The organism is Pseudomonas sp. RU47 (assembly GCF_004011755.1).
GTDB lineage: Bacteria > Pseudomonadota > Gammaproteobacteria > Pseudomonadales > Pseudomonadaceae > Aquipseudomonas.
The window spans coordinates 2,268,073-2,289,408 of record NZ_CP022411.1 but is presented as its reverse complement, the minus strand read 5'-3'; the positions used below and the strand labels follow the sequence as shown (position 1 = coordinate 2,289,408).

Here is a 21,336-nt window from a genome sequence, read left to right as displayed (position 1 = left end):
AACGTCATGTCCGAGGCCTTTTTTGTGGCTAGCTGCCTGCCTTGTTGTAGCGCCAATACCCCATCAGGTTGAGCGACTGCCGCGCGATCCCGCATTCTTTAATCAAGTACCTGCGCAGGCTCATCACCGCAGCGCTTTCTCCAGCGATCCAGCCATAGAAACCCTCACTGGCTGTCTCGGCTATTTCCCAAAGAATCTCTTTATCGATATCGACCTCGGCCAACTCGACAGCCTGGCCGATGGATGAGGCATGAATGGGTGGAACCGCTTTCTGTACCGCCGCCACCATCAACGTACCAGCACTGGCCTGGCCCCGGATCAGCCACTGCACCGTCAGCCCCGCCCAATCGGGAACCGGCAGCATATCTTCAGGACTGTCGACCTCGAAGAACGCCTGCGTCAGGGGCGGCTCGGCCATAGCAGCCAACTCATCAAGAATGCCCATGGCCGCAGGTAGCGCCGTGCCGTCGGCGACCAGCAGAACCTGCTTGAGGATCTGCGGCGGCTTCCATTCGAATCCTCCGGCGTCCCGTGCTGAAAAGCGGCGATCCGGGGCGAGAATCTGCATCGAATCACCGGGCTGCGCCCGAAGCGCCCAACGCGAAGCCGGCCCGGTTTCACCATGCAGGACGAAATCAATATCCACTTCGCCTTGTTCTGCACGCAAATGGCGAATGGTGTAAGTGCGCATGGCCGGACGTCGATCGGCAATCATTGCCTTGAAGCGGGCGTACCAACCTTCGCCCTGAGCAAGCCTGGCAGGCGAACCATCAGCCGCAGAAAAAAACAGTTTGACCCTTTGATCCGGCGCCCAAGTGGCCATTTCCTTAACGGCAGGACTGGCCAGCGTGATCCGCATCATGTGCGGGCTGAGTAAGGTTTTGCGATGCAGGATGACGTCGAACAGCTTGTAAGGATTGGCGGAGGCCATGCGGAGCTCCTTCGGAAAATCGTGACTGACTCGTATAAGACGAGCCACATCCGAGGTCCTTTAGGTCGCTCCGCTGAACTGCAGCAGTTACGGCGTGAGCGGGTGCTCGATCACCACCGATTCAATATTCTGCTTCTTGGCTTTCACCAGAGCGGCATCCACTTGTACTTTTCGGGCTTCAGCTTCGGCTTGCGAGTTGAAAGGACCAATCAGAATTCGCGCTTTGCCACTGCTGTCCTTGATCACCGTAGGCACGAAGGCGTGCTCAATCAACCAGCCGCTCAGATCGCTGACAGCCTGCGGAGTTTCGCCGCGCACCTCGAGATCCCATTGTGGTGCAACCGCCGCCGGTGCCGTCACTGCGGCCGACTGTGGTTTCGGTGCGTCTACGTTCTTGCCTTCGCCACACCCTGCCAATACCAGTGCCGCGACTACCCAAACCAATTTGCGCACAACGCTTTCCTCGAAATTCTCAAAGCCGCGATCTTATCATTCATAAATACTTCGCGAGCCCCGCAAAATGGGCACAAAACAACGAGATTGATGGTTGCAGCCTCTGTATAGTTACGCCCTGGGAATTAATGCCGCTTCTGCGCGTCAGAAAGAGGCACCCAAACCGTGAGACTTCGCACTAATCTATACGTACCACCGACCTCTGCACTGTCTGAATCAGGTGCCCTACAAAGCAATCAAGGAGAAGACCATGCTGATACTCACCCGCAAAGTCGGTGAAAGCATAAACATCGGTGATGACATCACTATCACCATTCTGGGCGTAAGCGGCCAACAGGTTCGCATTGGTATCAACGCTCCGAAAAACGTTGCCGTTCACCGTGAAGAGATTTACCAGCGTATTCAGGCTGGCCTGACCGCCCCGGACAAGCCACAAACTCCCTGAACCAATCGCAGTCAGTAGCCAGTCCGTTTACCTTGTGGAATGACTGGCTAGAGATTCACGCGCCGTATTGCCATCCGCTCCCCACTCTGCTGGGCACGGCGCCTGACGCACCAAATCCAATTCCGATTCCACTACATCCCCCCACTATCTCCTTGCCGCCCGATACTACCTGCCATCCCCGAGACTGGCTGTCGGACGTTTCCGATAGCGCGCAGAGAATTCGCCCTCTAACCGAATGTCACGCCTCGCGCCATGCCCGTGGCCGCAATCACCATCAGCACCAAAAGCAACGCCTCGACATGACTGATTCGCGCGTACAGTTTCGCGCGTCCGGTGTCGACTGCTGCGCCACGTGCGGACGCGATCCGCCACTTGATCAACGTGATCATCGGGGCGAGCTCGACAATCAGTATCAGCACAAACAGCGTCATCTTCAGATGAAACAGTGGCTGATGAAGGTAATAGTCAGTGCCCTTTTCAAAGCCACCAAACGCCCGCATTCCACCTGTCACCAACAGAATCAACGCAGAAATACCCCATAGATTATCGGCGAGCAAAACGCGCCTTGCCTCACCTGCGCCAGCAGCAAGGCGGCTGAATGCCGTCCCTCGAGTCAGAACCGCCCAAAAGCCCAGGGCAAAAGCCAGTAGATGAATAGCTGCAAGAAACCAATGAACCAGCATCGATACACCCCCATCAAGATGAGTTGAAAATCGGCCAGTCAGTAGTAGTCGAAAAAGCAGGGACTTGCTTGCGGCGCAATCGTCGGGCGCGATGACGCATTGCGAGGAGAATTTGAAACAGCAGATGCCAAATCGCAGGCAAAAAAAATCCCAAGCAGCTGATGGAAGCTTGGGATTTAAAAATGCATAAACCGTGGTGGTGAACGCGGGGCGGATGTTACTTAATTCCACCAACAGTAACAACGTTTTTTTGATAACCGGTTGGTTAGTAACAGTCGTAACCTGTTCAATATCCACACTTTTTTAAAGGTAGCTGGCGACGAACGGGCGAATCGTCAGCTAACTGCCCGGCTCGACGATGCAGCAACTCGATCATGATGGGCGCACAACGAAGACATGCGCGCGCAATTCAGCAAGGACCGCAAAACGATGAAGTACCACTCACAGTGGATCAGCATCCCTCGCCATAACCTGCGCAGCGATAGATCCGTAAACCATCCAAGACTCTCAATTGCTGATACAGCTAGACATCAAATTGGTGCCGATAAGCGTCAACGTGCTCTGGAAAAATCTCACCATAGTCCGGGTACTCGATACCTAGAACGGTGATCTCTATTGCATCCGGCCCACAATCAGCCGAGTAGTCTGCAATGGACACGCCGGAGGCACGAATCTGCCGCCCTTCCACAATGTGAACAGCAAAGTTGAAGTGTCTCTGGTCACGCTGAGTAGAGGCTCTGATTTGCTGCTGGAAGCTGGAGTAGTCAGGACTTGGTACAAACACACCAAAGGCAACCCCCATAGGCGGATCGCCAAGCTCGAGATCGGACCACCCGATACTTTGCCCATTACTGAAAATCTCGAATCGCAACATGAACTACCTAAACAACTTAGGTGAATTTCTCGAAAGGTAACTCAGATACCTGAGCCTCCAGCGGCGGGAGGATATTGTGCTGTAGCTGAAGTCGGGCGTTGACCTCGAGCAGCACACCATCAAGGGATTACCCGAGAAGTCGAAAAATCATAGCCGCCCCGGTCTACATGATAGTGACTGCGGATTTGAAACTGCGGCGCCGCCGTTATCTACAGGGATATGAAGAGCGGAGCGCCAGCATCGTGACGCTCTCAACTAAGGACGTCAATTTTTCAGGATGATCATCAAGGTAGTTAACGACTGAGCGAACTCCAGCCTGCTCTGTGTAATCCTCAGGCAGGCACACCTTAAGACGGCCGTCCTTTAATTCGCTGCCAAGAATTTGCAGGGTGCCGCGGACACCTCGTACGACTCCCACGCAGTAGCCCATGGCTCCTGCATCATAGCTAGCCTCCGTCGGCTTACCATCCCAGTAGTTTAGGAGTCCTTTGCAAGACTTTAAAAATTTCACCCCATCCCCACTATCGTCGGCATATACCGTACCGCTTGCCTGCATAGCCGCTAGTACTATCCCTACTGCCATCCATGTCTTCATTGATAATGCCTGGATTGATAATCTTGCGATGTTATCGGAGGCCCCTGACCAGACCCGAATTAGCTGTTCTGAGATGGGGGTTTTGCAAACGTTTTACAAATCGCAGACAACAAAAAAGGGCCCACCTTTCGGTGAGCCCTTCCAGACCGCCCAGCAGAGCGGATTTTGTTTGGTAGGCGCGATTGGACTCGAACCAACGACCCCCACCATGTCAAGGTGGTGCTCTAACCAACTGAGCTACGTGCCTGCTGTGAGGCGGCATTCTACGGAATTCCGGAGGGGTGTCAACACCTTTTTTTCACCTAACCCTATGAATATGCAAAATATTTAATTTCGGGGCTCCGACGAAGATTTTCCGGTGGCTGGCGGAGGTTTTTCAACTCGGGTAGGATCGACGCACTCGTAAAATATATTAAACAGAGGCTGCAGGATGGCGAACACCCCTTACCCAGAGTCTTATTACGCTGCGTCGGCCAATGCCGTACCGCCACGCCCTGCCTTGCAGGATGATGTGGAGACGGACGTCTGTGTGATCGGCGCCGGGTATACCGGATTGTCCTCTGCCCTGTTTCTGCTGGAAAACGGTTTTCGCGTCACCGTGCTGGAAGCGGCCAAGGTCGGTTTCGGCGCTTCGGGGCGCAATGGCGGGCAGATCGTTAACAGCTATAGCCGCGACATCGACGTGATCGAGCGCAGCGTCGGCCCCAAGCAAGCGCAGCTACTCGGACATATGGCGTTCGAGGGTGGCCGGATCATTCGCGAGCGTGTGGCCAAGTACAACATCCAGTGCGATCTGAAGGACGGCGGCGTATTCGCAGCCCTTACCGCCAAGCAGATGGGCCATCTGGAATCGCAGAAACGCCTCTGGGAGCGCTTCGGCCATACACAACTCGAATTGCTCGACCAACGCCGTATTCGCGAAGTGGTGGCATGCGATCAATACGTCGGTGGCATGCTCGACATGAGCGGCGGGCATATTCATCCGCTGAACCTCGCGCTCGGCGAAGCGGCTGCGATTGAATCCCTCGGCGGTACTATCTATGAACAGTCACCCGCCGTGCGCATCGAGCGCGGTGCCAATCCGGTGGTGCATACGCCGCAAGGCAAGGTCAGGGCCAAGTTCATCATCGTCGCCGGCAATGCCTATCTCGGCAACCTGGTACCGGAACTGGCGGCCAAATCGATGCCATGCGGCACGCAAGTGATCACCACCGAACCGCTGGGAGACGAGCTGGCGAAAGCGCTGCTGCCGCAGGACTACTGCGTTGAAGACTGCAACTACCTGCTCGACTACTACCGCCTCACGGGTGACAAGCGCCTGATCTTCGGCGGCGGCGTGGTGTATGGCGCACGTGATCCGGCGAACATCGAGGCGATCATCCGCCCGAAAATGCTCAAGGCGTTCCCCCAGCTCAAGGATGTGAAGATTGACTACGCCTGGACCGGAAATTTCCTGCTGACCCTGTCGCGCTTGCCACAGGTTGGGCGCCTGGGCGACAACATCTATTACTCGCAAGGCTGCAGCGGCCATGGCGTGACCTACACGCATTTGGCAGGCAAAGTCCTCGCCGAAGCGTTGCGCGGTCAGGCTGAGCGCTTCGATGCGTTTGCCGACTTGCCGCACTACCCGTTCCCCGGCGGGCAACTGTTACGCACGCCGTTTGCTGCGTTGGGCGCTTGGTATTACGGCTTACGCGACAAATTCGGGATGTAAAAAAGGGCCGCTGAACAGCGGCCCTTTTATTCAACACTGAACGGTTTCAGAGCTGATCCCGAGCAATCCCGCTACGGATGCGCAGGATATCCGCCAGCACCGCCAGGGCGATTTCCGCCGGCGTCTTGCTGCCAAGATTAAGACCAATCGGCGCATGAATCCGCGCCAGCTCAGCCTCCCCCAAGCCGCCAATCCGACGTAACCGCTCGAAGCGCTTCTGCGATGTTTGCAGCGACCCCATTACGCCAATGTAGAACGCCTCTGTGCGCACCGCTTCCATCATTGCCAGATCGTCGATACGCGGATCATGCGTCAGCGCGACGACCGCCGTATCACGATGACAACCACCGTCAGCAATAAACACCGACGGCAATTGCCGACGAATCTCAACGCCACCCAGCACCACGCCTTCCAGCACTTCATCGCGAGGATCACAGAGAATCACTTCAAACCCGAGGCCGACGGCAAATTCGGCACACGCCTGCGCCACGCTGGAATAGCCGGCGAGCAACAAACGCTGCGCCGCGCCAACGCGAATCCGCACCCGATCAATCTCACGCTCGATCCGCGCACCCTGCTCGCGATCAGCGAACAGAGTGCGCGCACCACTGGCCAGATCAACCTCGCGAATCAAGCGACGCTGACCAAGCAGCGCCGACTCCAATTCGCGCAGATGCGCCTGCACCTCGCAGCCAGCGTCAAATTTCTCTACCAGCACATCGAGAATGCCGCCACAGGGCAGACTGACCCGCGAGCGCGGATCGTCGCCTTCGCCGTAACGCACGACATTGACTGCATCGAGAAACGCCCCCTCGGCAACGCGTTCGAGAAAATCCTCTTCAACGCAGCCACCCGACAGCGAGCCGATCCACTGTCCGCCGTCATTCACCGCCAGCAGCGAACCCGGCGCACGCGGTGCCGAACCGTAGGTGGTCAGCACGGTGCAGAGCCAGATGCGCTGCCCCGCCACCGACCACTCCAGCGCTCGCCGCACCACTTGTAGATCGAGATGCTGCATGTCAGTGCGCCTTGTGCTCGATGGACGGTGCGTCGGCTTGCAGTTTCTGCACGTCGCTCACCGCCAGTTCAGCCGACTGACCGCCCCAACCTTGACGCAAGTAGTTGAGCAGGTCGGTCAGTTGTTCAGGCTTGAGCTTGTCGGCGAAACCCGGCATCGGTTGCATGTGCTCGAAACCGGAGAACTTCTGCTCGCCGATACCATCCTCGATCACCCGCAACAGGTTGCGCGGGTCTTCCAGACGCAACGTGGTGTTGCCGCGCATGGCCACCGCAATGTGCGGCTTGCCTTCGCCACCGACCGCATGACAACCGGCGCAGACGTTCAGGTATTCCTGCTGGCCGCGCTGGGCACTGGCGCTGAGTTTCTCCACCGGCACTTCAACCAGCGCTTTGGCTGCCGGCGGTTTGTCGCCGAGCAGGAACGTCGCCATCGCCGCCAGATCCGTATCGCTCAGGCCTTGGGTGCTGTTATGGAACACTGGGAACATCTCGTTGAACATCGTCCCCTGCGCACTCATGCCGTGCTTGAGGAACGTGCCCAGATCCTGCTCGTTCCAGCCGCGAGCGGCCAGATCCGTGGCCAGCAGGCTCGGCGCCAGATAACCATTGAGGATGCCGCCCGTGAGGCGCTTGTCCAGTTGCATCGCACCGGGCAGACCGCGCGGAGTGTGGCATTCGCCGCAGTGACCGAGCACTTCGACCATGTACTGGCCACGCTTCCAGGCTTCGCTTTTGCCTTCGGCCGGCTCCAGCTTCAGCGCTTTCCCGTACATCATGTTCCAGCCAATCAGACCCGGACGTACGTTGAACGGAAAGCTCAGGCTGGTGACCGGAGCTGCGCGCTCGATCGGCTCGATGGTTTTCAGGTACGCATGAATCGCATCCGAATCTGCACGCGGCATCAAGTGATACGAGGTGTACGGCATCGCCGGATACAGGTTCGCGCCATCGCGACGCTTGCCTTCGGTCAGCGCGGCGAAGAACTCGTCATCGTTGTACAGACCGATGCCGTGCTCTTTGCTCGGGGTGATGTTGGTGCCATAGATCGTGCCGAACGGCGAGACGATCGGCAGGCCGCCGGCAAACGGCGCGCCGCCCGCTGCCGTGTGGCAGGCCATGCAGTCAGCGGCTCGAGCGAGATACTCGCCGCGCTTGACCTGATCATCGGCATGGGCAAACAACACCGGCGCAGCGAGGCCGACCGCCAGGGTCAGGCGGGTCAGAAAAAGCTTCATGCTTAACCCTCCTTGACCAGGCCGAGATCGGTCAGCACGTTGCGGGTGGCGTTGTAATAACGCACGTACCCGGTGCAACGGCAGACGTGGTGGCCGAGGCTGTCCTCGATGACTTGTTCGAGCTTGCTTTGTACGGTCGGCTGGCGCTGCAGCTTTTCGACCAGCACGGTCGCGGCGTTGACGAAGCCCGGCGCGCAGTAGCTGCACTGGAACGCGAACTCGTCGACAAAGCGCTGCTGGATCGGGTTCAGCTCGGTGACCTGGCCCGCCTCGTCGCGCTTGGCGTGCGATTCGATGGTACGGACTTTCTTGCCCTCGAAGTAATGCGCGCCAGTGATGCAGGTGCGTACTTCTTCACTGGTGCCGTCCGGGTTATCGACGATCACCACGCAGGCGTGGCAGATGCCCTGGCCACAGCCCAGACGCGAACCGGTGAGGTTTTTGTATTCGTGCAGGTAGTCGATCATCGGCAGGTCATCAGGGATGTCCACCGGGCCGACGGATTGACCATTGAGGGTCAGTTGAAGCGGACGGTTAGCCATTGAGGGCCTCCTTGATGCGCGCAGCAGTGATGGGCAGATCGCGAACACGTTTACCGATGGCGTGCGCCACGGCGTTACCGATGGCACCGACAATCGGGATCATCACCACTTCGGCGATGCCTTTCGACGGATCGCTTGGCGACAGCGGCGGCAGAATCTCCGCAGTCTGCTTCCACACGGCAACGTGACGCGCCATCGGCAGACGGTAACGGTTGAAGTTCCAGTCACCCTCCCCCGGCCCGCCTTCATACAGCGGCATCTCTTCCATCAAGGCGTGGCCGATGCCCATGGCGATACCGCCTTCGAGCTGGCCCTTGACCAGTTCTTCGACCAGCACACGACCGCACTCGACCCACGAATGGTGATTGAGCACCTCGACTTCTGCCGAACCTTTGTTGACCTTCAGTTCGACCAACGTGGCGACCGGGCTGTAGTAAGTCACCGCAGCGTTGTTCAACTGGACAACCGGGTAATTGATGTTCTGGCGATCCAACAGGTGGAAACCGGACGTGGTCATCAACGCTTTCTTCGCTTTCGGCGCGCCGTCACCGTATTTCACGGCGAGACCATCGAGCGGCAGACGCTCGCGCACACCGTCGATGCTGTATTCGGCTTCAGCCCAGCTCCAGCGGTTGAACGCATGAACGGTGGCGCCGGTCACCAGGCCACGCTCGTGAGCGTGTTTGGCCAGCTCTTCGAAGCTCAACGGCTGCATGCCGTTGGCGGTGAGTTTGCCGTCAACCCAGTGCGCATCTTCGCGACGTACAACGTAAGGGTTGGCTTGACCGCCGTAAGGACCCTGACGCCAGATTTCCATGGCCGCCGGCCACAAACCGTTGTTGAACAGCACGCGCGCCGCTTCACGGGTGGCATGGCTGAAGTAGTACGCCGAGTTGGTCGCCGACGAGGCCGAAGCCAACTTGCCGACCCAACGCGGGTTGCGCAGCAGGTTGTCCTGCTCGGTCTGGCTCATGATGTAAGGGTTGCCGCTGGTGATCAGCTGCATTTCCTTCCATTCGGTTTCACCGGTCTTCACTTCGTGCGCCGGGCTGCCGAGGAAATCGGCCACGACCAGAGCTTGCGAGGTGGACATGCCGGTACCGATTTCGATGCCGATGTGGCGCAGGGTGATGCGACCGTCGGCGGTGAATTCGATGCTGGCCATTGGCGCTTCGGAACCGGTGCCGAAGTCTTTCTGGCAGATGGCGAAACCGACGCCGTACCAGTTATCCGGGTCGGCGGCTTCGCGTTGCTTCTTGATCGCGTCGCGGTTTTTCCAGACTTCGTGCACCGAGGCCTTGTCGAGAATTTCATGCAAGCGCAGAGCACCGGCCGGAATCGCGCCCTGGGTGTTTTTCATGCCCGAACGGAGGGCATTTTTGCGACGCAAGTCGATGGCATCGACACCGAGGCGATTGGCGATTTCGTCGACCATCATCTCGGTCGCCGCCATGCTTTGCAGGGTGCCGTAACCGCGCATCGAACCGGCCTCAACGCCACGCGAGTGGTAGGCGGTGACTTGCAGATCGTTCTGCGGCATGTAGTAGATCGACTGCGCGGCCGTGGCGCCAACCGCCGCTACAGATGGGCTGTAGTTGATGCGACCACCACCGTCGACGCTCATTTCCGCGCGGAAAATCTTGAAGGTGTAGTCGTTCTTGTCCACCGCCAGTTGGTAGCGAATGTCGAACGGGTGACGCTTGATGCCGCTCTGAAATTGTTCGTAGCGGTCGTTGGCCAGACGCACTGGCACGCCGGCGCCATACAACGCAGCAAGGGCTGCGTAGTAAACGAAGATGTTGTGGTCTTTGGAGCCGTAGCCCACGGTATAACCCGGGTGCATGTTCAGGTTGTCGAGGCCGAAGCGCGACGGCGCGATCATTTTCGCGGTCTCGGTCGCCGCTTCCAACGGGCACTGGGTGGCCACCACGAAGTGCAGGGTTTTGGTTTTCGGGTCGTACCAGCCGTTGCCGTTGTCCGGCTCCATCGCGGCCGGTTCGATCGACGGGGTCTTGTAGCGCTCGTCGAACACCAGCCAGTTGTTCGGCGGTGTATCGATCTCTTTCTTCATGCGATCGGCGTAGAACAGGCCGCGCTCGGTCAGGTTGCCGTGCAGGTTCGGCTGGGAATTCCACACCGGACGACGGTTTTTCAGCATCGGGAACAGGATCGAGTCCTTGAGGCTGGCGAACTCATCTTCGTCTGCCGAGGTCGCGCCGCCCACACGTACGTAGCGGAAGCTGCCATAGGGGTCGCCTTCGTAGAACGGCACTTGGGCACCGTAACGAATCGCCTTGTCATTGAATTTGAGTTTGTTCTTGGCCTGACGGAAACGCTCGAAGTCGTTCCAGATCAGGATCGCCACAGGATGACCGATGAACATCGGCACCTTGCCTTCCGGCAGCAGTGGGTCCGGCGCGTGCTCTTCCGGAAAGACGATGCCGTCCTTGTCCAGATCCGCGGCGGTGACGATGCGGTCCGGCTGCAAATCGGCGCCGAGCCACGACAGGTCGTAACCGGCGTAGATGCGGTCAGCCTTGATGGTTTTCAGCAGCATGGCGTGGCCTTGCTGCTCGGGCCAGCCCGGCATGTCCTTGGAACGGATGTCGCGGGCAAAGACTTTGCTGCCGCAGACCTTGGACAGTGCGTCGTTACGCTGACGCGCCTTACCGTTATTGCCGAGCCATTTCTCGGACGGCACGGTGACGCTGTTTTCCATCAAGGCAGCCAGCGCCTGACTGCTGAGCGGCGTGAGCGTGACGCTCACACCCGCCACCAGCCCGCCCTGGAGGAACGAGCGCCGGGATATATCACGGTTGGACATGGATCATCCTCTGGGCGGTTATGTGTCCGCCCTTCTGGTTATCTACTGGGGAATCTCGAGTCTTGCAGAAGCCCTCTTTGGCGAAACAAAGGGCGTGTTGACAGTGCAAAGCTGACCGAAAGGTTAACTTTAAAGGTTTCTGCGCTCGCAGCAAACAACCAGTTACAAAAATTTGACTAAAGAATCAAAAAATCAATGCGACGTGGCACCGCAGCAAACCCGTGGAGATAGGTGGGCATGCCTATGTGGGAGCGAGCCTGCTCGCGAAAGCACTCTTCCAGCCAATGCAGATTTTGAATGTGCCGACGCCTTCGCGAGCAGGCTCGCTCCCACAGGGATTAGTGCCGGATTCAGGAGAGAGGAAAAGGAATAGCCAAATTTCAGACACAAAAAACCCCGGTCTTTCGACCAGGGTCTTTGCTATCGATTCCGAATCAACCAAAGGTTGCTTTCGGTGCGTCAAGGCGTTCAGTGGTCCTTGAAGCAGATATGGCGCAGCGGACGGGACTCGAACCCGCGACCCCCGGCGTGACAGGCCGGTATTCTAACCGACTGAACTACCGCTGCGTATCGCTTTGAGCTTGCGCTCAAGTAACTCGTGTTGACTGCAAGCTTCGGTGCTTTGCAATCGCGAACCAGACAACGTCTGACTCGTAAAATATGGCGCAGCGGACGGGACTCGAACCCGCGACCCCCGGCGTGACAGGCCGGTATTCTAACCGACTGAACTACCGCTGCGCGTCGGTGCAGGCACTTTCAGCCTACGCTCTTGCTTACGCAAGTATCTCGGGAGTGGTGGGTGATGACGGGATCGAACCGCCGACATTCTGCTTGTAAGGCAGACGCTCTCCCAGCTGAGCTAATCACCCGTTTGCATCTCCGAGGCCGCGAAATCTACGCAGGTAGCGAACCTAAGTCAATAGCAGGATTGAAGTTTTTCTAAAAAAGACGAAATTGTTTCCATCCTGCAAAACCGCTTTCGCGAGCGAGCCCGCTCCCACAGGGGGTATGCATTCCAAATGTGGGAGCGAGCCTGCTCGCGAAGGCGTCAGTTCATTCAACGCAAATTCAGTAGAAAAAGGCGATCTACTCGCTATAGATCATCTTTTTCGTCATACCGCCATCGACGACGAATTCCTGCCCGGTGACAAACCCGGCATTCCTCGACAGCAACCAGGCAACCATGGCCGCGACGTCTTCAACTGTCCCTACCCTGCCCGCTGGATGCTGAGCATGATCGGCATCGGCCAAAGGCTCGGCTCGACGCGCAGATGGATCGCGCGCATCGATCCAGCCCGGACTGACCGCGTTGACGCGAATCTCCGGCCCCAGGCTGATCGCCAGCGCATGCGTCAGCGCCAGCAAGCCACCCTTGCTCGCCGCATAGGCCTCAGAGTCCGCCTCCGACTGCCGCGCTCGGGTCGAGGCCAGATTGACGATCGAACCGTTGTGCGCGCGCAGATAAGGCGCACAGTGCTTGGCCAACAGCATCGGTCCGCTGAGATTCACCGCCAGCACGCGATTCCAATAAGCCAGATCGAGACTTTCCAGGGTGATGTTGTGCGGGTCAGCCACCGCCGCGTTGCAGACCAGCGCATCGAGACGACCAAACTGCCCCAGCACTTCAGCAACACCGAGCGCTACCTGGCCCTCATCGGCAACATCCATCGCGATGAACCAGGCGTTTTCGCCCAGCACCTTCGCCACTTTCGAACCGCGCGCACGATCCAGATCCGTCAGCACCACCTGCCAGCCTTCGCTGATCAGCCACGCCGCAATCCCCAGACCGATACCACGCGCGGCCCCCGTGACCAGCGCAACGCGGCCATGGGTACCGGCTTTCGGGGTCGACAATTCGATCACAACGCTGCCAGACCGCGCGCCAGATCGGCTTGCAGATCCGCGACATCTTCCAGACCGACCGCGATGCGAATCAGACTGTCACGAATGCCCGCCGCTTCCCGCTCCTGCGGCGCCAGACGGCCGTGAGACGTAGTGCTCGGGTGCGTGATGGTGGTTTTGCTGTCACCGAGGTTGGCAGTGATCGAAATCAACCGGGTGGCATCGATAAAGCGCCAGGCGCCCTCTTTGCCGCCCTTGACTTCAAAGCTTACGACCGCGCCGAAGCCCTTCTGCTGACGCTGGGCCAGTTCGTGCTGCGGATGGCTCTTCAGACCGGCGTAATGCACCTTCTCGATGCCATCCTGCTGCTCCAGCCATTCGGCCAGCTCCTGCGCGTTGGCGCAGTGGGCCTTCATCCGCAGGTTCAGGGTTTCCAGGCCTTTGAGGAAGATCCACGCATTGAACGGGCTCAAGGTCGGCCCGGCGGTGCGCAGGAAGCCGACGATCTCTTTCATCTGTTCGCTGCGACCGGCTACCACACCGCCCATGCAACGGCCCTGGCCATCGATGAACTTGGTCGCCGAGTGCACGACGATGTCCGCCCCCATTTTCAGCGGCTGTTGCAACGCCGGGGTGCAGAAGCAGTTGTCGACTACCAGCATCGCGCCTTTGGCGTGAGCGATTTCCGCCAGTGCGGCGATGTCGACCAGCTCAGCCAGAGGGTTGGATGGCGATTCGACGAAGAGCAGTTTGGTGTTCGGCTTGATCGCCGCATCCCAGGCCGACAGGTCAGCCAATGGCACGTAATCGACTTCCACACCGAAACGCTTGAAGTACTTCTCGAACAGGCTGATGGTCGAACCGAACACACTGCGCGAAACCAACACATGATCGCCGGCGCTGCACAGGCTCATCACCACCGCCATGATCGCGGCCATGCCGGTTGCGGTGGCAACGGCTTGCTCGGCGCTTTCCAGCGCGGCAATGCGCTCTTCGAACGCGCGCACGGTCGGGTTGGTGTAACGCGAGTAAACGTTGCCCGGCACTTCCCCGGCAAACCGCGCGGCCGCGTCGGCAGCCGTGCGGAACACGTAGCTGGAGGTGAAGAACATCGGATCACCGTGCTCGCCTTCCGGCGTACGGTGCTGACCGGCACGTACGGCCAGGGTATCGAACGCTACGCCTTCGAGGTCGCTGTCCAGCCGACCGGCATCCCATTCCTGACTCATGCTGTCACTCCTTGCCCTGTTCTCGAAAATTGAAAGTCAGATACAAAACCGGCCCCTCAGGGCCGGTAGAAACTCAGTTGTTGTACAGATCGATGATCGCACTGACCGCTTGGGTCTTGATCTTCGAGGAGTCGTTACGCGCCTGTTCGATCTTGTCCAGGTAAGCCTCGTCGACGTCGCCAGTGACGTACTTGCCGTCGAACACCGCGCAATCGAAGTTCTCGATCTTGATCTTGCCGCCACCGACCGCTTCGATCAAGTCAGGCAGGTCCTGATAGATCAGCCAGTCAGCACCGATCAGATCCGCCACGTCCTGAGTCGAACGGTTGTGTGCGATCAGTTCGTGGGCGCTTGGCATGTCGATGCCATACACGTTCGGGAAGCGTACCGCTGGGGCTGCCGAGCAGAAGTAGACGTTTTTCGCGCCGGCTTCGCGGGCCATCTGGATGATCTGCTTGCACGTGGTGCCACGCACGATCGAGTCGTCGACCAGCATCACGTTCTTGCCGCGAAATTCCAGTTCGATGGCGTTGAGCTTCTGGCGTACCGACTTCTTGCGCGCCGCTTGGCCCGGCATGATGAACGTACGGCCGATGTAACGGTTCTTGACGAAACCTTCGCGGAATTTCACGCCCAGGTGGTTGGCCAGCTCCAGTGCCGCGGTACGGCTGGTGTCCGGAATCGGGATCACCACGTCGATGTCGTGCTCTGGACGCTCGCGCAGGATCTTCTCGGCGAGCTTCTCACCCATGCGCAGACGGGCCTTGTAGACCGACACGCCGTCGATGATCGAATCCGGACGCGCCAGGTAGACGTGTTCGAAGATGCACGGGGTCAGGGACGGGTTGGTCGCGCACTGACGGGTGTGCAGCTTGCCGTCTTCAGTGATGTAGACCGCTTCGCCCGGCGCCAGATCGCGAATCAGGGTGAAACCGAGCACGTCCAGCGAAACGCTTTCGGACGCGATCATGTACTCGACACCTTCGTCGGTGTGACGCTGGCCGAACACGATCGGACGGATGCCGTGCGGATCACGGAAGCCGACGATGCCATAACCGGTGACCATGGCCACAACGGCGTAACCGCCGACGCAACGGTTGTGCACGTCGGTCACGGCGGCAAACACGTCTTCTTCGGTCGGCTGCAGCTTGCCGCGCTGGGCCAGCTCGTGAGCGAATACGTTCAGCAGCACTTCCGAGTCGGAACTGGTGTTGACGTGACGCAGGTCGGATTCGTAGATCTCTTTGGCCAACTGCTCAACGTTGGTCAGGTTACCGTTGTGCGCCAGGGTGATGCCGTAAGGCGAGTTGACGTAAAACGGCTGGGCTTCGGCCGAAGTCGAGCTGCCCGCGGTCGGGTAACGGACGTGGCCGATACCCATGTGGCCGACCAGACGCTGCATGTGACGCTGTTGAAACACGTCACGCACCAGGCCATTGTCCTTGCGCAGGAACAACCGGCCATCATGGCTGGTCACGATACCGGCAGCGTCCTGGCCGCGGTGCTGGAGCACGGTTAGCGCGTCATACAGCGCCTGATTGACGTTCGACTTACCGACGATACCGACGATGCCACACATGCGACGCAACCCCTACTTAATGGATCTGAACTGAACAACACTCACTGAGGCGTTTTCGCCGACGGCAAGAGTTGCTCCTTGAACGGAATATCAGCGGGTACGCTGATTCCGCTGGCAAGCCACTGACTGCTCCACCCGAGAATCAGGTTTTTGGACCAATCAGCGACCAATAGAAATTTTGGTACGAGCTGTGATTCTTTCCACCACCCGTCCTGCTGTACCGGCCCCAGGCTCAACAGCCCGACCGCCACGACCACCAGCAACACGCCACGCGCTGCGCCGAAGGCCATGCCGAGGAATCGATCGGTCCCGGACAACCCGGTGACGCGAACCAACTCGCCGATAAGATAATTGATCATTGCGCCCACGATCAGTGTGGCGACAAACATGATGGCACAGCCCGCGATCACGCGAGCCGATGGGGTTTCGATGTATCCGGCGAGGTACTCGGACAATGAGCCACCGAACATCCAGGCGACGACTCCTGCGATGATCCAGGTCACCAGCGATAATGCTTCCTTGACGAAGCCGCGGCTCAAACTGATCAAAGCGGAGATGGCGATGATTGCAACGATCGCCCAGTCAACCCAGGTAAATGGCACAGTGCAGCCTACAGACGGATAAGGCGCCGCATTTTAGCAGAGCGCATGCCTCTCGGTAAGCTGCGATTGTCAGTGCATTTCAATCGAGGCGATAGTTTTTAACCGCGCTCAGGCTGGAAGCGCACAACAAAACCCTTGAGGTTCTGCTGACGACCCAACAGATCACGCAGACGATCGGCTTCGGCACGCTCGATCAGCGGACCGACAAACACCCGATTTTTGCCATCGGCCGAACGGATATAGGCGTTATAGCCTTGGCTGCGCAGGGTTTTCTGCAGACTCTCGGCACTGGCGCGACTCGACAGACTGGCCAGTTGCACCGACCAGCTCACCGACAGACCGTTGGCATCGACGCGGCTTTGCGTGGTGTCGGGCTTACTCGATGCAGAGGTAATCGGCTGGGCTGGCGCAGGAATCGGCTTGGCCACCGCGGGCGGCGCAACAGGCTTGGTGATCATGATGGGAGCCGTTGGTGCCGGTGCGACGGGCGCAGCAGGCGCCGTGTCTTCGGCGACCTCTTCATCCGTTGGCACTGGCTCTTGCGGCAAGGCTTGCGGCTCGGGAACAGCCACGGTTTCCATTTGCACTTGCGGCACGACAGGCGCTTGCGGAGCGGCAGGCGCCTCGACCGTCACCTGACGCTGCTCATCCTGACGGGAAAACAGCATCGGCAGGAAAATCACCGCCAGCGCAACCAGCACCAAAGCGCCAACCATGCGCTGCTTGTACGCTTTATCCAGCAAAGCCATTTGCCGCTTCCTCCGTGGAGCGCCGGGACAGCCATTCGAGGGCCTCGGCGACACAATAAAATGATCCGAACAACAGAATCTCGTCGTCGCTGGTAGCTACTGCGCACTGCCCTTCCAGTGCGGCCGCGACACTGTCGTAAGACGTGACGGCGGCACCAAGGTTCTGCAATGCCGCGTGCAACTCAGCCACAGGGCGCGCGCGCGGTGAATCCAGCGGCGCCACAGCCCAGTGCTGGACACTAGCATTCAATTCGCTGACAACACCATCCAGATCCTTGTCCGACAGCAAACCAAATACCGCCAGACGCTTGCCGACCGGTGGGCGCGAGGCCAGACGACGGGCCAGATACTCGGCGGCATGCGGGTTATGCCCGACATCCAGCAACAGGTTCAGACGCTTGCCGTTCCACTCGAACGAGCGGCGATCCAGTCGACCGACCACACGAGTCGCCTGCAACGCCGCCACAATCTGCTGCGCATTCCACGGCAAACCGAGCAGCAAGTACGCCTGCAACGCCAACGCGGCGTTTTCCATCGGCAGATCGAGCAGCGGCAAATCACGCAATTCGACAGCCTGCCCTTGCGCATCGGTACCGCGCCACTGCCAGTGCTGATCAGTGATGCCGAGATCGAAGTCACGCCCACGCAGGAAGAACGGACAGGCCAGTTCACGCGCCTTGTCGAGCAACGGTTGCGGAGGATTCAGATCGCCGCACAAGGCAGGTTTGCCCTGACGGAAAATTCCGGCTTTCTCGAAAGCCACGGATTCGCGGGTGTCGCCCAGATAATCGGCGTGATCGACGCCGATGCTGGTGACCAGCGCAATATCGGCATCGACCACGTTAACCGTGTCCAGACGCCCACCCAGACCGACTTCCAGCACCACCGCATCAAGCCCGGACTGCTGAAACAGCCAGAACGCCGCGAGGGTGCCCATTTCGAAGTAAGTCAGGGAAGTGTCGCCGCGCCCGGCCTCGACTGCTGCAAAGGCTTCGCACAGCTGCGCGTCAGTGGCTTCGAGGCCATTGAGCTGCACCCGCTCGTTGTAACGCAGCAGGTGCGGAGAATTGTAGACACCAACGCTCAGGCCCTGCGCCCGCAGCAATGAAGCCACGAAAGCGCAGGTCGAACCCTTGCCGTTGGTGCCGGTGACCGTGATCACCCGAGGCGCCGGCTGGCCCAGCCCCATGCGGGACGCTACCTGTTGCGAACGTTCCAGGCCCATGTCGATGGCCGACGGATGCAACTGCTCAAGGTAGGCGAGCCATTCGCCAAGGGTGCGCTCGGTCATAGGCCAGCAGGTACCGGTGGAACCACAATCGGCTCGATTGGCGCGGCGACGAATTTCGGCGTCGGCTTGCCAGTCATTTGTGCCAGCAGGTTACCCAGACGCGGGCGCAGTTCCTGACGGTGGATGATCATGTCGATTGCACCGTGTTCCAGCAGGAATTCGCTGCGCTGGAAGCCTTCCGGCAGCTTTTCACGCACGGTTTGCTCGATAACACGCGGACCGGCGAAGCCGATCAGGGCTTTCGGCTCACCGACGATGACGTCGCCGAGCATCGCCAGACTCGCGGAAACACCGCCGTAGACCGGATCGGTCAGTACGGAGATGAATGGAATGCCTTCTTCACGCAGGCGTGCCAGCACTGCCGAGGTCTTGGCCATCTGCATCAACGAGATCAGCGCTTCCTGCATGCGCGCACCGCCGGAAGCGGCGAAGCAGATCATCGGGCAGCGGTTTTCCAGGGCGTAGTTGGCCGCGCGTACGAAGCGCTCACCGACGATGGCGCCCATGGAACCGCCCATGAAGCTGAATTCGAACGCCGAAACCACCACCGGCATGCCCAGCAAGGTGCCGCTGACGGAGATCAGCGCGTCTTTTTCGCCGGTCTGCTTCTGTGCAGCGGTCAGGCGATCCTTGTACTTCTTGCCGTCGCGGAATTTCAGACGGTCAACCGGCTCCAGATCGGCGCCCAGTTCGTTGCGACCTTCAGCATCGAGGAAGATGTCGATGCGTGCACGTGCGCCGATGCGCATGTGGTGGTTGCATTTAGGGCAAACGTCCAGGGTCTTTTCCAGCTCCGGACGATACAGCACCGCCTCGCAAGACGGGCATTTGTGCCACAGACCTTCAGGGACCGAGCTCTTCTTGACCTCGGAACGCATGATCGAAGGGATCAGTTTGTCTACTAACCAGTTGCTCATGCTTTCTTTCTCCAGTACCGGCGGCCCGAACGCTCTGGTTCGCAGCCCCGCGTATGCCCTTCAGCTAAATTCATGTGTGTGGCGATGGTTGATGGACAGCCACGGTCAGCGCGAAACATGACCTGCGTGCGATCCAGAAACCCTCAGCCGCGCCTGCTTTGTGCAAGTGCATTGATGGACGGCGGCAGACTGCCAGCCGTCACATCAATATGGCGCTTTGCGTACAGCGTCGATGAACGCCCGAACCTTTGCGTGATCCTTGATACCCTTGCTTGCCTCTACTCCACCACTGACGTCTACCGCATAGGGTTTTACCCGAGCCACGGCATCTGCGACGTTCTCCGGCGTCAAACCACCCGCGAGAATCAACGGTTTGCTCAAAACCTGCGGAATCAATGACCAGTCGAACGCCTCACCGGTTCCGCCGGGCACACCTTCGACATAAGTGTCGAGCAGCACGCCGCTGGCACTCGGGTAGGCATCAACCGCTGCCGCAATGTCATCGCCGGCCTTGACCCGCAACGCCTTGATGTACGGACGATGCCAGCCTTCACAATCTTCAGCGACTTCATCGCCATGGAACTGCAACAGATCCAGCGGCACGGCATCGAGGATTTCCCCCAACTCGCAGCGACTGGCGTTGACGAAAAGGCCCACGGTGGTTACGAACGGCGGCAATGCCTGAATAATCGCCCGCGCCTGCTGCACGGTGACAGCACGTGGACTCTTTGCGTAGAACACAAACCCGATCGCATCCGCCCCGGCCTCAACGGCGGCCAGCGCATCTTCTATGCGGGTAATCCCGCAGATCTTGCTGCGAACGGCTGACATTTCGAGAAAAACTCCGAGGCAAAATCCGGGAAAGTCCCGGATGGTAACAAAAGCGTTCGAGGGCGTCAGCCGTCAAGTTCGGAGAAACCCGTAAGGAAATGTGGCCCGATAAAACGCTCGGGCAACGGGAATTCATCGTGGTACTCGACCTGCACCAGATACAAGCCGTACGGATGCGCCGTGACACCGCCGGAACGGCGCTCGCGGCTTTCCAGCACTTCCTTCATCCACTCCACCGGGCGCTCGCCGGCACCGATGGTCATCAGCACGCCAGCGATATTGCGCACCATGTGATGCAGGAACGCATTGGCGCGGATGTCGAGCACGATCATCTTGCCGTGCCGGGTCACGCGCAGATGATGCATCTTCTTGATCGGCGACTTGGCCTGGCACTGGCCGGCGCGAAAAGCACTGAAATCGTGAGTGCCGATCAAGTACTGTGCAGCCTCGGCCATGCGCTCGACGTCCAGCGGGCGGTGGTTCCAGGTGATTTCTTCGTTGAGATGCGCCGGGCGGATCTGATCGTTGTAGATCACATAGCGATAACGCCGCGCGATGGCTTTGAACCGCGCGTGAAAATGCGCCGGCATCACCCGCGCCCAACTGACGCTGATGTCATGCGGCAGATTGATATTGGCGCCCATGACCCAGGCCTTCAGCGAACGATCGACCGTCGTATCGAAATGCACCACTTGTCCGCAGGCATGCACGCCGGCGTCGGTGCGCCCGGCGCACTGCAGCGAAACCGGCGAATTGGCGACTTTCGACAGGGCTTTTTCGAGTTCTTCCTGGACCGTCGCCACACCTGTCAATTGACGCTGCCAGCCGCTGTAGCGCGAGCCTTTGTACTCAACGCCCAGCGCGACGCGGTAAAAGCCGTCGGGGGCCATTTCGGCGACCGGGTTATCTATGTTTGCCAATGTGGGACAGCCTGCTGTTTGTGCAAAGGCGGGCATTATAAGGCTGTGGTTCAGGGATGC

20 protein-coding genes and 4 tRNA genes are annotated in these 21,336 nt (G+C 59.1%); 2 read left to right on the top strand and 22 right to left on the bottom strand.

Going from position 1 to position 21,336, the window contains the following annotated elements; genetic code table 11:
- Nucleotides 1–28: 28 nt before the first annotated feature.
- Both CCX46_RS10410 and CCX46_RS10405 read right to left on the bottom strand, forming a co-directional pair.
- On the bottom strand, nt 29–931 hold the full coding sequence (locus CCX46_RS10410; RefSeq protein WP_127926592.1) for a siderophore-interacting protein: 903 nt from the start codon (nt 929–931) through the stop codon (nt 29–31).
- Between the two features lie 87 nt (nt 932–1,018).
- Complete coding sequence (locus CCX46_RS10405) at nt 1,019–1,384, bottom strand: SPOR domain-containing protein (RefSeq protein WP_127926591.1); 366 nt, start codon at nt 1,382–1,384, stop codon at nt 1,019–1,021.
- Nucleotides 1,385–1,634: 250 nt separating this feature from the next.
- Here CCX46_RS10405 and csrA point away from each other — a divergent pair, with 250 nt between their 5' ends.
- Nucleotides 1,635–1,829, top strand: a complete 195-nt coding sequence (gene csrA, locus CCX46_RS10400; protein WP_003179932.1) for a carbon storage regulator CsrA — start codon at nt 1,635–1,637, stop codon at nt 1,827–1,829.
- A 227-nt stretch (nt 1,830–2,056) separates the two neighbouring features.
- On the opposite strand, the gene CCX46_RS10395 is transcribed toward csrA, so the two are convergent.
- From CCX46_RS10395 to CCX46_RS10385, 4 genes are all read right to left on the bottom strand, one after another.
- Nucleotides 2,057–2,512, bottom strand: a complete 456-nt coding sequence (locus tag CCX46_RS10395; protein ID WP_127930375.1) for a DUF2214 family protein — start codon at nt 2,510–2,512, stop codon at nt 2,057–2,059.
- 523 nt (nt 2,513–3,035) lie between these two features.
- Nucleotides 3,036–3,386, bottom strand: a complete 351-nt coding sequence (locus tag CCX46_RS10390) for a hypothetical protein (protein ID WP_127926590.1) — start codon at nt 3,384–3,386, stop codon at nt 3,036–3,038.
- A 205-nt stretch (nt 3,387–3,591) separates the two neighbouring features.
- Nucleotides 3,592–3,942 carry a Rap1a/Tai family immunity protein gene (locus CCX46_RS31125; RefSeq protein ID WP_446730737.1) on the bottom strand — a complete coding sequence of 117 codons (351 nt, stop codon included), beginning with the start codon at nt 3,940–3,942 and terminating at the stop codon, nt 3,592–3,594.
- 209 nt (nt 3,943–4,151) lie between these two features.
- Nucleotides 4,152–4,228: transfer RNA gene (locus CCX46_RS10385), tRNA-Val, on the bottom strand.
- Nucleotides 4,229–4,411: 183 nt separating this feature from the next.
- Here CCX46_RS10385 and CCX46_RS10380 point away from each other — a divergent pair.
- On the top strand, nt 4,412–5,695 hold the full coding sequence (locus CCX46_RS10380) for an NAD(P)/FAD-dependent oxidoreductase (protein ID WP_127926589.1): 1,284 nt from the start codon (nt 4,412–4,414) through the stop codon (nt 5,693–5,695).
- A 46-nt stretch (nt 5,696–5,741) separates the two neighbouring features.
- On the opposite strand, the gene CCX46_RS10375 is transcribed toward CCX46_RS10380, so the two are convergent.
- The 16 genes from CCX46_RS10375 to truA form a co-directional block, all read right to left on the bottom strand.
- Nucleotides 5,742–6,713: an XdhC family protein gene (locus CCX46_RS10375; RefSeq protein ID WP_127926588.1), complete on the bottom strand. Its 972-nt coding sequence runs from the start codon at nt 6,711–6,713 to the stop codon at nt 5,742–5,744.
- A gap of 1 nt (nt 6,714) precedes the next feature.
- Nucleotides 6,715–7,950 (bottom strand): c-type cytochrome, encoded by a 1,236-nt coding sequence (locus CCX46_RS10370; protein WP_127926587.1) that lies wholly within the window; start codon nt 7,948–7,950, stop codon nt 6,715–6,717.
- A 2-nt stretch (nt 7,951–7,952) separates the two neighbouring features.
- The gene (locus tag CCX46_RS10365; protein ID WP_122609025.1) at nt 7,953–8,492 is read right to left on the bottom strand and encodes a (2Fe-2S)-binding protein; all 540 of its coding nucleotides are present in this window, start codon (nt 8,490–8,492) and stop codon (nt 7,953–7,955) included.
- Nucleotides 8,485–11,316 (bottom strand): xanthine dehydrogenase family protein molybdopterin-binding subunit, encoded by a 2,832-nt coding sequence (locus CCX46_RS10360; protein ID WP_127926586.1) that lies wholly within the window; start codon nt 11,314–11,316, stop codon nt 8,485–8,487. The genes CCX46_RS10365 and CCX46_RS10360 overlap by 8 nt, the downstream gene beginning before the upstream one ends.
- Before the next feature lie 490 nt (nt 11,317–11,806).
- Nucleotides 11,807–11,883: transfer RNA gene (locus tag CCX46_RS10350), tRNA-Asp, on the bottom strand.
- Between the two features lie 94 nt (nt 11,884–11,977).
- A tRNA-Asp gene (locus tag CCX46_RS10345) sits at nt 11,978–12,054 on the bottom strand.
- A gap of 55 nt (nt 12,055–12,109) precedes the next feature.
- Nucleotides 12,110–12,185, bottom strand: a tRNA-Val gene (locus CCX46_RS10340).
- A 217-nt stretch (nt 12,186–12,402) separates the two neighbouring features.
- The gene (locus CCX46_RS10335; RefSeq protein WP_077571931.1) at nt 12,403–13,179 is read right to left on the bottom strand and encodes an SDR family oxidoreductase; all 777 of its coding nucleotides are present in this window, start codon (nt 13,177–13,179) and stop codon (nt 12,403–12,405) included.
- Nucleotides 13,176–14,387 (bottom strand): O-succinylhomoserine sulfhydrylase, encoded by a 1,212-nt coding sequence (locus CCX46_RS10330; RefSeq protein WP_122609029.1) that lies wholly within the window; start codon nt 14,385–14,387, stop codon nt 13,176–13,178. The genes CCX46_RS10335 and CCX46_RS10330 overlap by 4 nt, the downstream gene beginning before the upstream one ends.
- 73 nt (nt 14,388–14,460) lie before the next feature.
- Nucleotides 14,461–15,966 (bottom strand): amidophosphoribosyltransferase, encoded by a 1,506-nt coding sequence (purF, locus tag CCX46_RS10325; protein WP_127926584.1) that lies wholly within the window; start codon nt 15,964–15,966, stop codon nt 14,461–14,463.
- A 41-nt stretch (nt 15,967–16,007) separates the two neighbouring features.
- Complete coding sequence (locus CCX46_RS10320; RefSeq protein WP_007913461.1) at nt 16,008–16,568, bottom strand: CvpA family protein; 561 nt, start codon at nt 16,566–16,568, stop codon at nt 16,008–16,010.
- Nucleotides 16,569–16,666: 98 nt separating this feature from the next.
- Nucleotides 16,667–17,317, bottom strand: a complete 651-nt coding sequence (locus tag CCX46_RS10315; RefSeq protein WP_127926583.1) for an SPOR domain-containing protein — start codon at nt 17,315–17,317, stop codon at nt 16,667–16,669.
- Nucleotides 17,301–18,608, bottom strand: a complete 1,308-nt coding sequence (folC, locus tag CCX46_RS10310; protein WP_127926582.1) for a bifunctional tetrahydrofolate synthase/dihydrofolate synthase — start codon at nt 18,606–18,608, stop codon at nt 17,301–17,303. Before folC ends, CCX46_RS10315 begins: the two co-directional genes overlap by 17 nt.
- Complete coding sequence (gene accD / locus CCX46_RS10305; RefSeq protein ID WP_016984535.1) at nt 18,605–19,525, bottom strand: acetyl-CoA carboxylase, carboxyltransferase subunit beta; 921 nt, start codon at nt 19,523–19,525, stop codon at nt 18,605–18,607. Before accD ends, folC begins: the two co-directional genes overlap by 4 nt.
- A 204-nt stretch (nt 19,526–19,729) precedes the next feature.
- Nucleotides 19,730–20,356: a phosphoribosylanthranilate isomerase gene (locus tag CCX46_RS10300; protein ID WP_127926581.1), complete on the bottom strand. Its 627-nt coding sequence runs from the start codon at nt 20,354–20,356 to the stop codon at nt 19,730–19,732.
- A gap of 65 nt (nt 20,357–20,421) precedes the next feature.
- Nucleotides 20,422–21,246, bottom strand: coding sequence for a tRNA pseudouridine(38-40) synthase TruA (gene truA / locus CCX46_RS10295; protein ID WP_034152768.1), 825 nt, complete (start codon nt 21,244–21,246; stop codon nt 20,422–20,424).
- Between the last annotated feature and the right edge of the window lie 90 nt (nt 21,247–21,336).

What these genes read in the sequence shown, in the direction of transcription:
- csrA (WP_003179932.1), top strand. Translation starts at nt 1,635, where the DNA reads ATGCTGATACTCACCCGCAAAGTCGGTGAAAGCATAAACATCGGTGAT.
- CCX46_RS10395 (WP_127930375.1), bottom strand. Translation starts at nt 2,512, where the DNA reads ATGCTGGTTCATTGGTTTCTTGCAGCTATTCATCTACTGGCTTTTGCC.
- accD (WP_016984535.1), bottom strand. Translation starts at nt 19,525, where the DNA reads ATGAGCAACTGGTTAGTAGACAAACTGATCCCTTCGATCATGCGTTCC.
- CCX46_RS10330 (WP_122609029.1), bottom strand. Translation starts at nt 14,387, where the DNA reads ATGAGTCAGGAATGGGATGCCGGTCGGCTGGACAGCGACCTCGAAGGC.
- CCX46_RS10315 (WP_127926583.1), bottom strand. Translation starts at nt 17,317, where the DNA reads ATGGCTTTGCTGGATAAAGCGTACAAGCAGCGCATGGTTGGCGCTTTG.
- CCX46_RS10380 (WP_127926589.1), top strand. Translation starts at nt 4,412, where the DNA reads ATGGCGAACACCCCTTACCCAGAGTCTTATTACGCTGCGTCGGCCAAT.
- CCX46_RS10375 (WP_127926588.1), bottom strand. Translation starts at nt 6,713, where the DNA reads ATGCAGCATCTCGATCTACAAGTGGTGCGGCGAGCGCTGGAGTGGTCG.
- folC (WP_127926582.1), bottom strand. Translation starts at nt 18,608, where the DNA reads ATGACCGAGCGCACCCTTGGCGAATGGCTCGCCTACCTTGAGCAGTTG.
- truA (WP_034152768.1), bottom strand. Translation starts at nt 21,246, where the DNA reads ATGGCCCCCGACGGCTTTTACCGCGTCGCGCTGGGCGTTGAGTACAAA.
- CCX46_RS10410 (WP_127926592.1), bottom strand. Translation starts at nt 931, where the DNA reads ATGGCCTCCGCCAATCCTTACAAGCTGTTCGACGTCATCCTGCATCGC.
- CCX46_RS10365 (WP_122609025.1), bottom strand. Translation starts at nt 8,492, where the DNA reads ATGGCTAACCGTCCGCTTCAACTGACCCTCAATGGTCAATCCGTCGGC.
- purF (WP_127926584.1), bottom strand. Translation starts at nt 15,966, where the DNA reads ATGTGTGGCATCGTCGGTATCGTCGGTAAGTCGAACGTCAATCAGGCG.
- CCX46_RS10390 (WP_127926590.1), bottom strand. Translation starts at nt 3,386, where the DNA reads ATGTTGCGATTCGAGATTTTCAGTAATGGGCAAAGTATCGGGTGGTCC.
- CCX46_RS31125 (WP_446730737.1), bottom strand. Translation starts at nt 3,942, where the DNA reads ATGCAGGCAAGCGGTACGGTATATGCCGACGATAGTGGGGATGGGGTG.
- CCX46_RS10300 (WP_127926581.1), bottom strand. Translation starts at nt 20,356, where the DNA reads ATGTCAGCCGTTCGCAGCAAGATCTGCGGGATTACCCGCATAGAAGAT.
- CCX46_RS10360 (WP_127926586.1), bottom strand. Translation starts at nt 11,316, where the DNA reads ATGTCCAACCGTGATATATCCCGGCGCTCGTTCCTCCAGGGCGGGCTG.
- CCX46_RS10370 (WP_127926587.1), bottom strand. Translation starts at nt 7,950, where the DNA reads ATGAAGCTTTTTCTGACCCGCCTGACCCTGGCGGTCGGCCTCGCTGCG.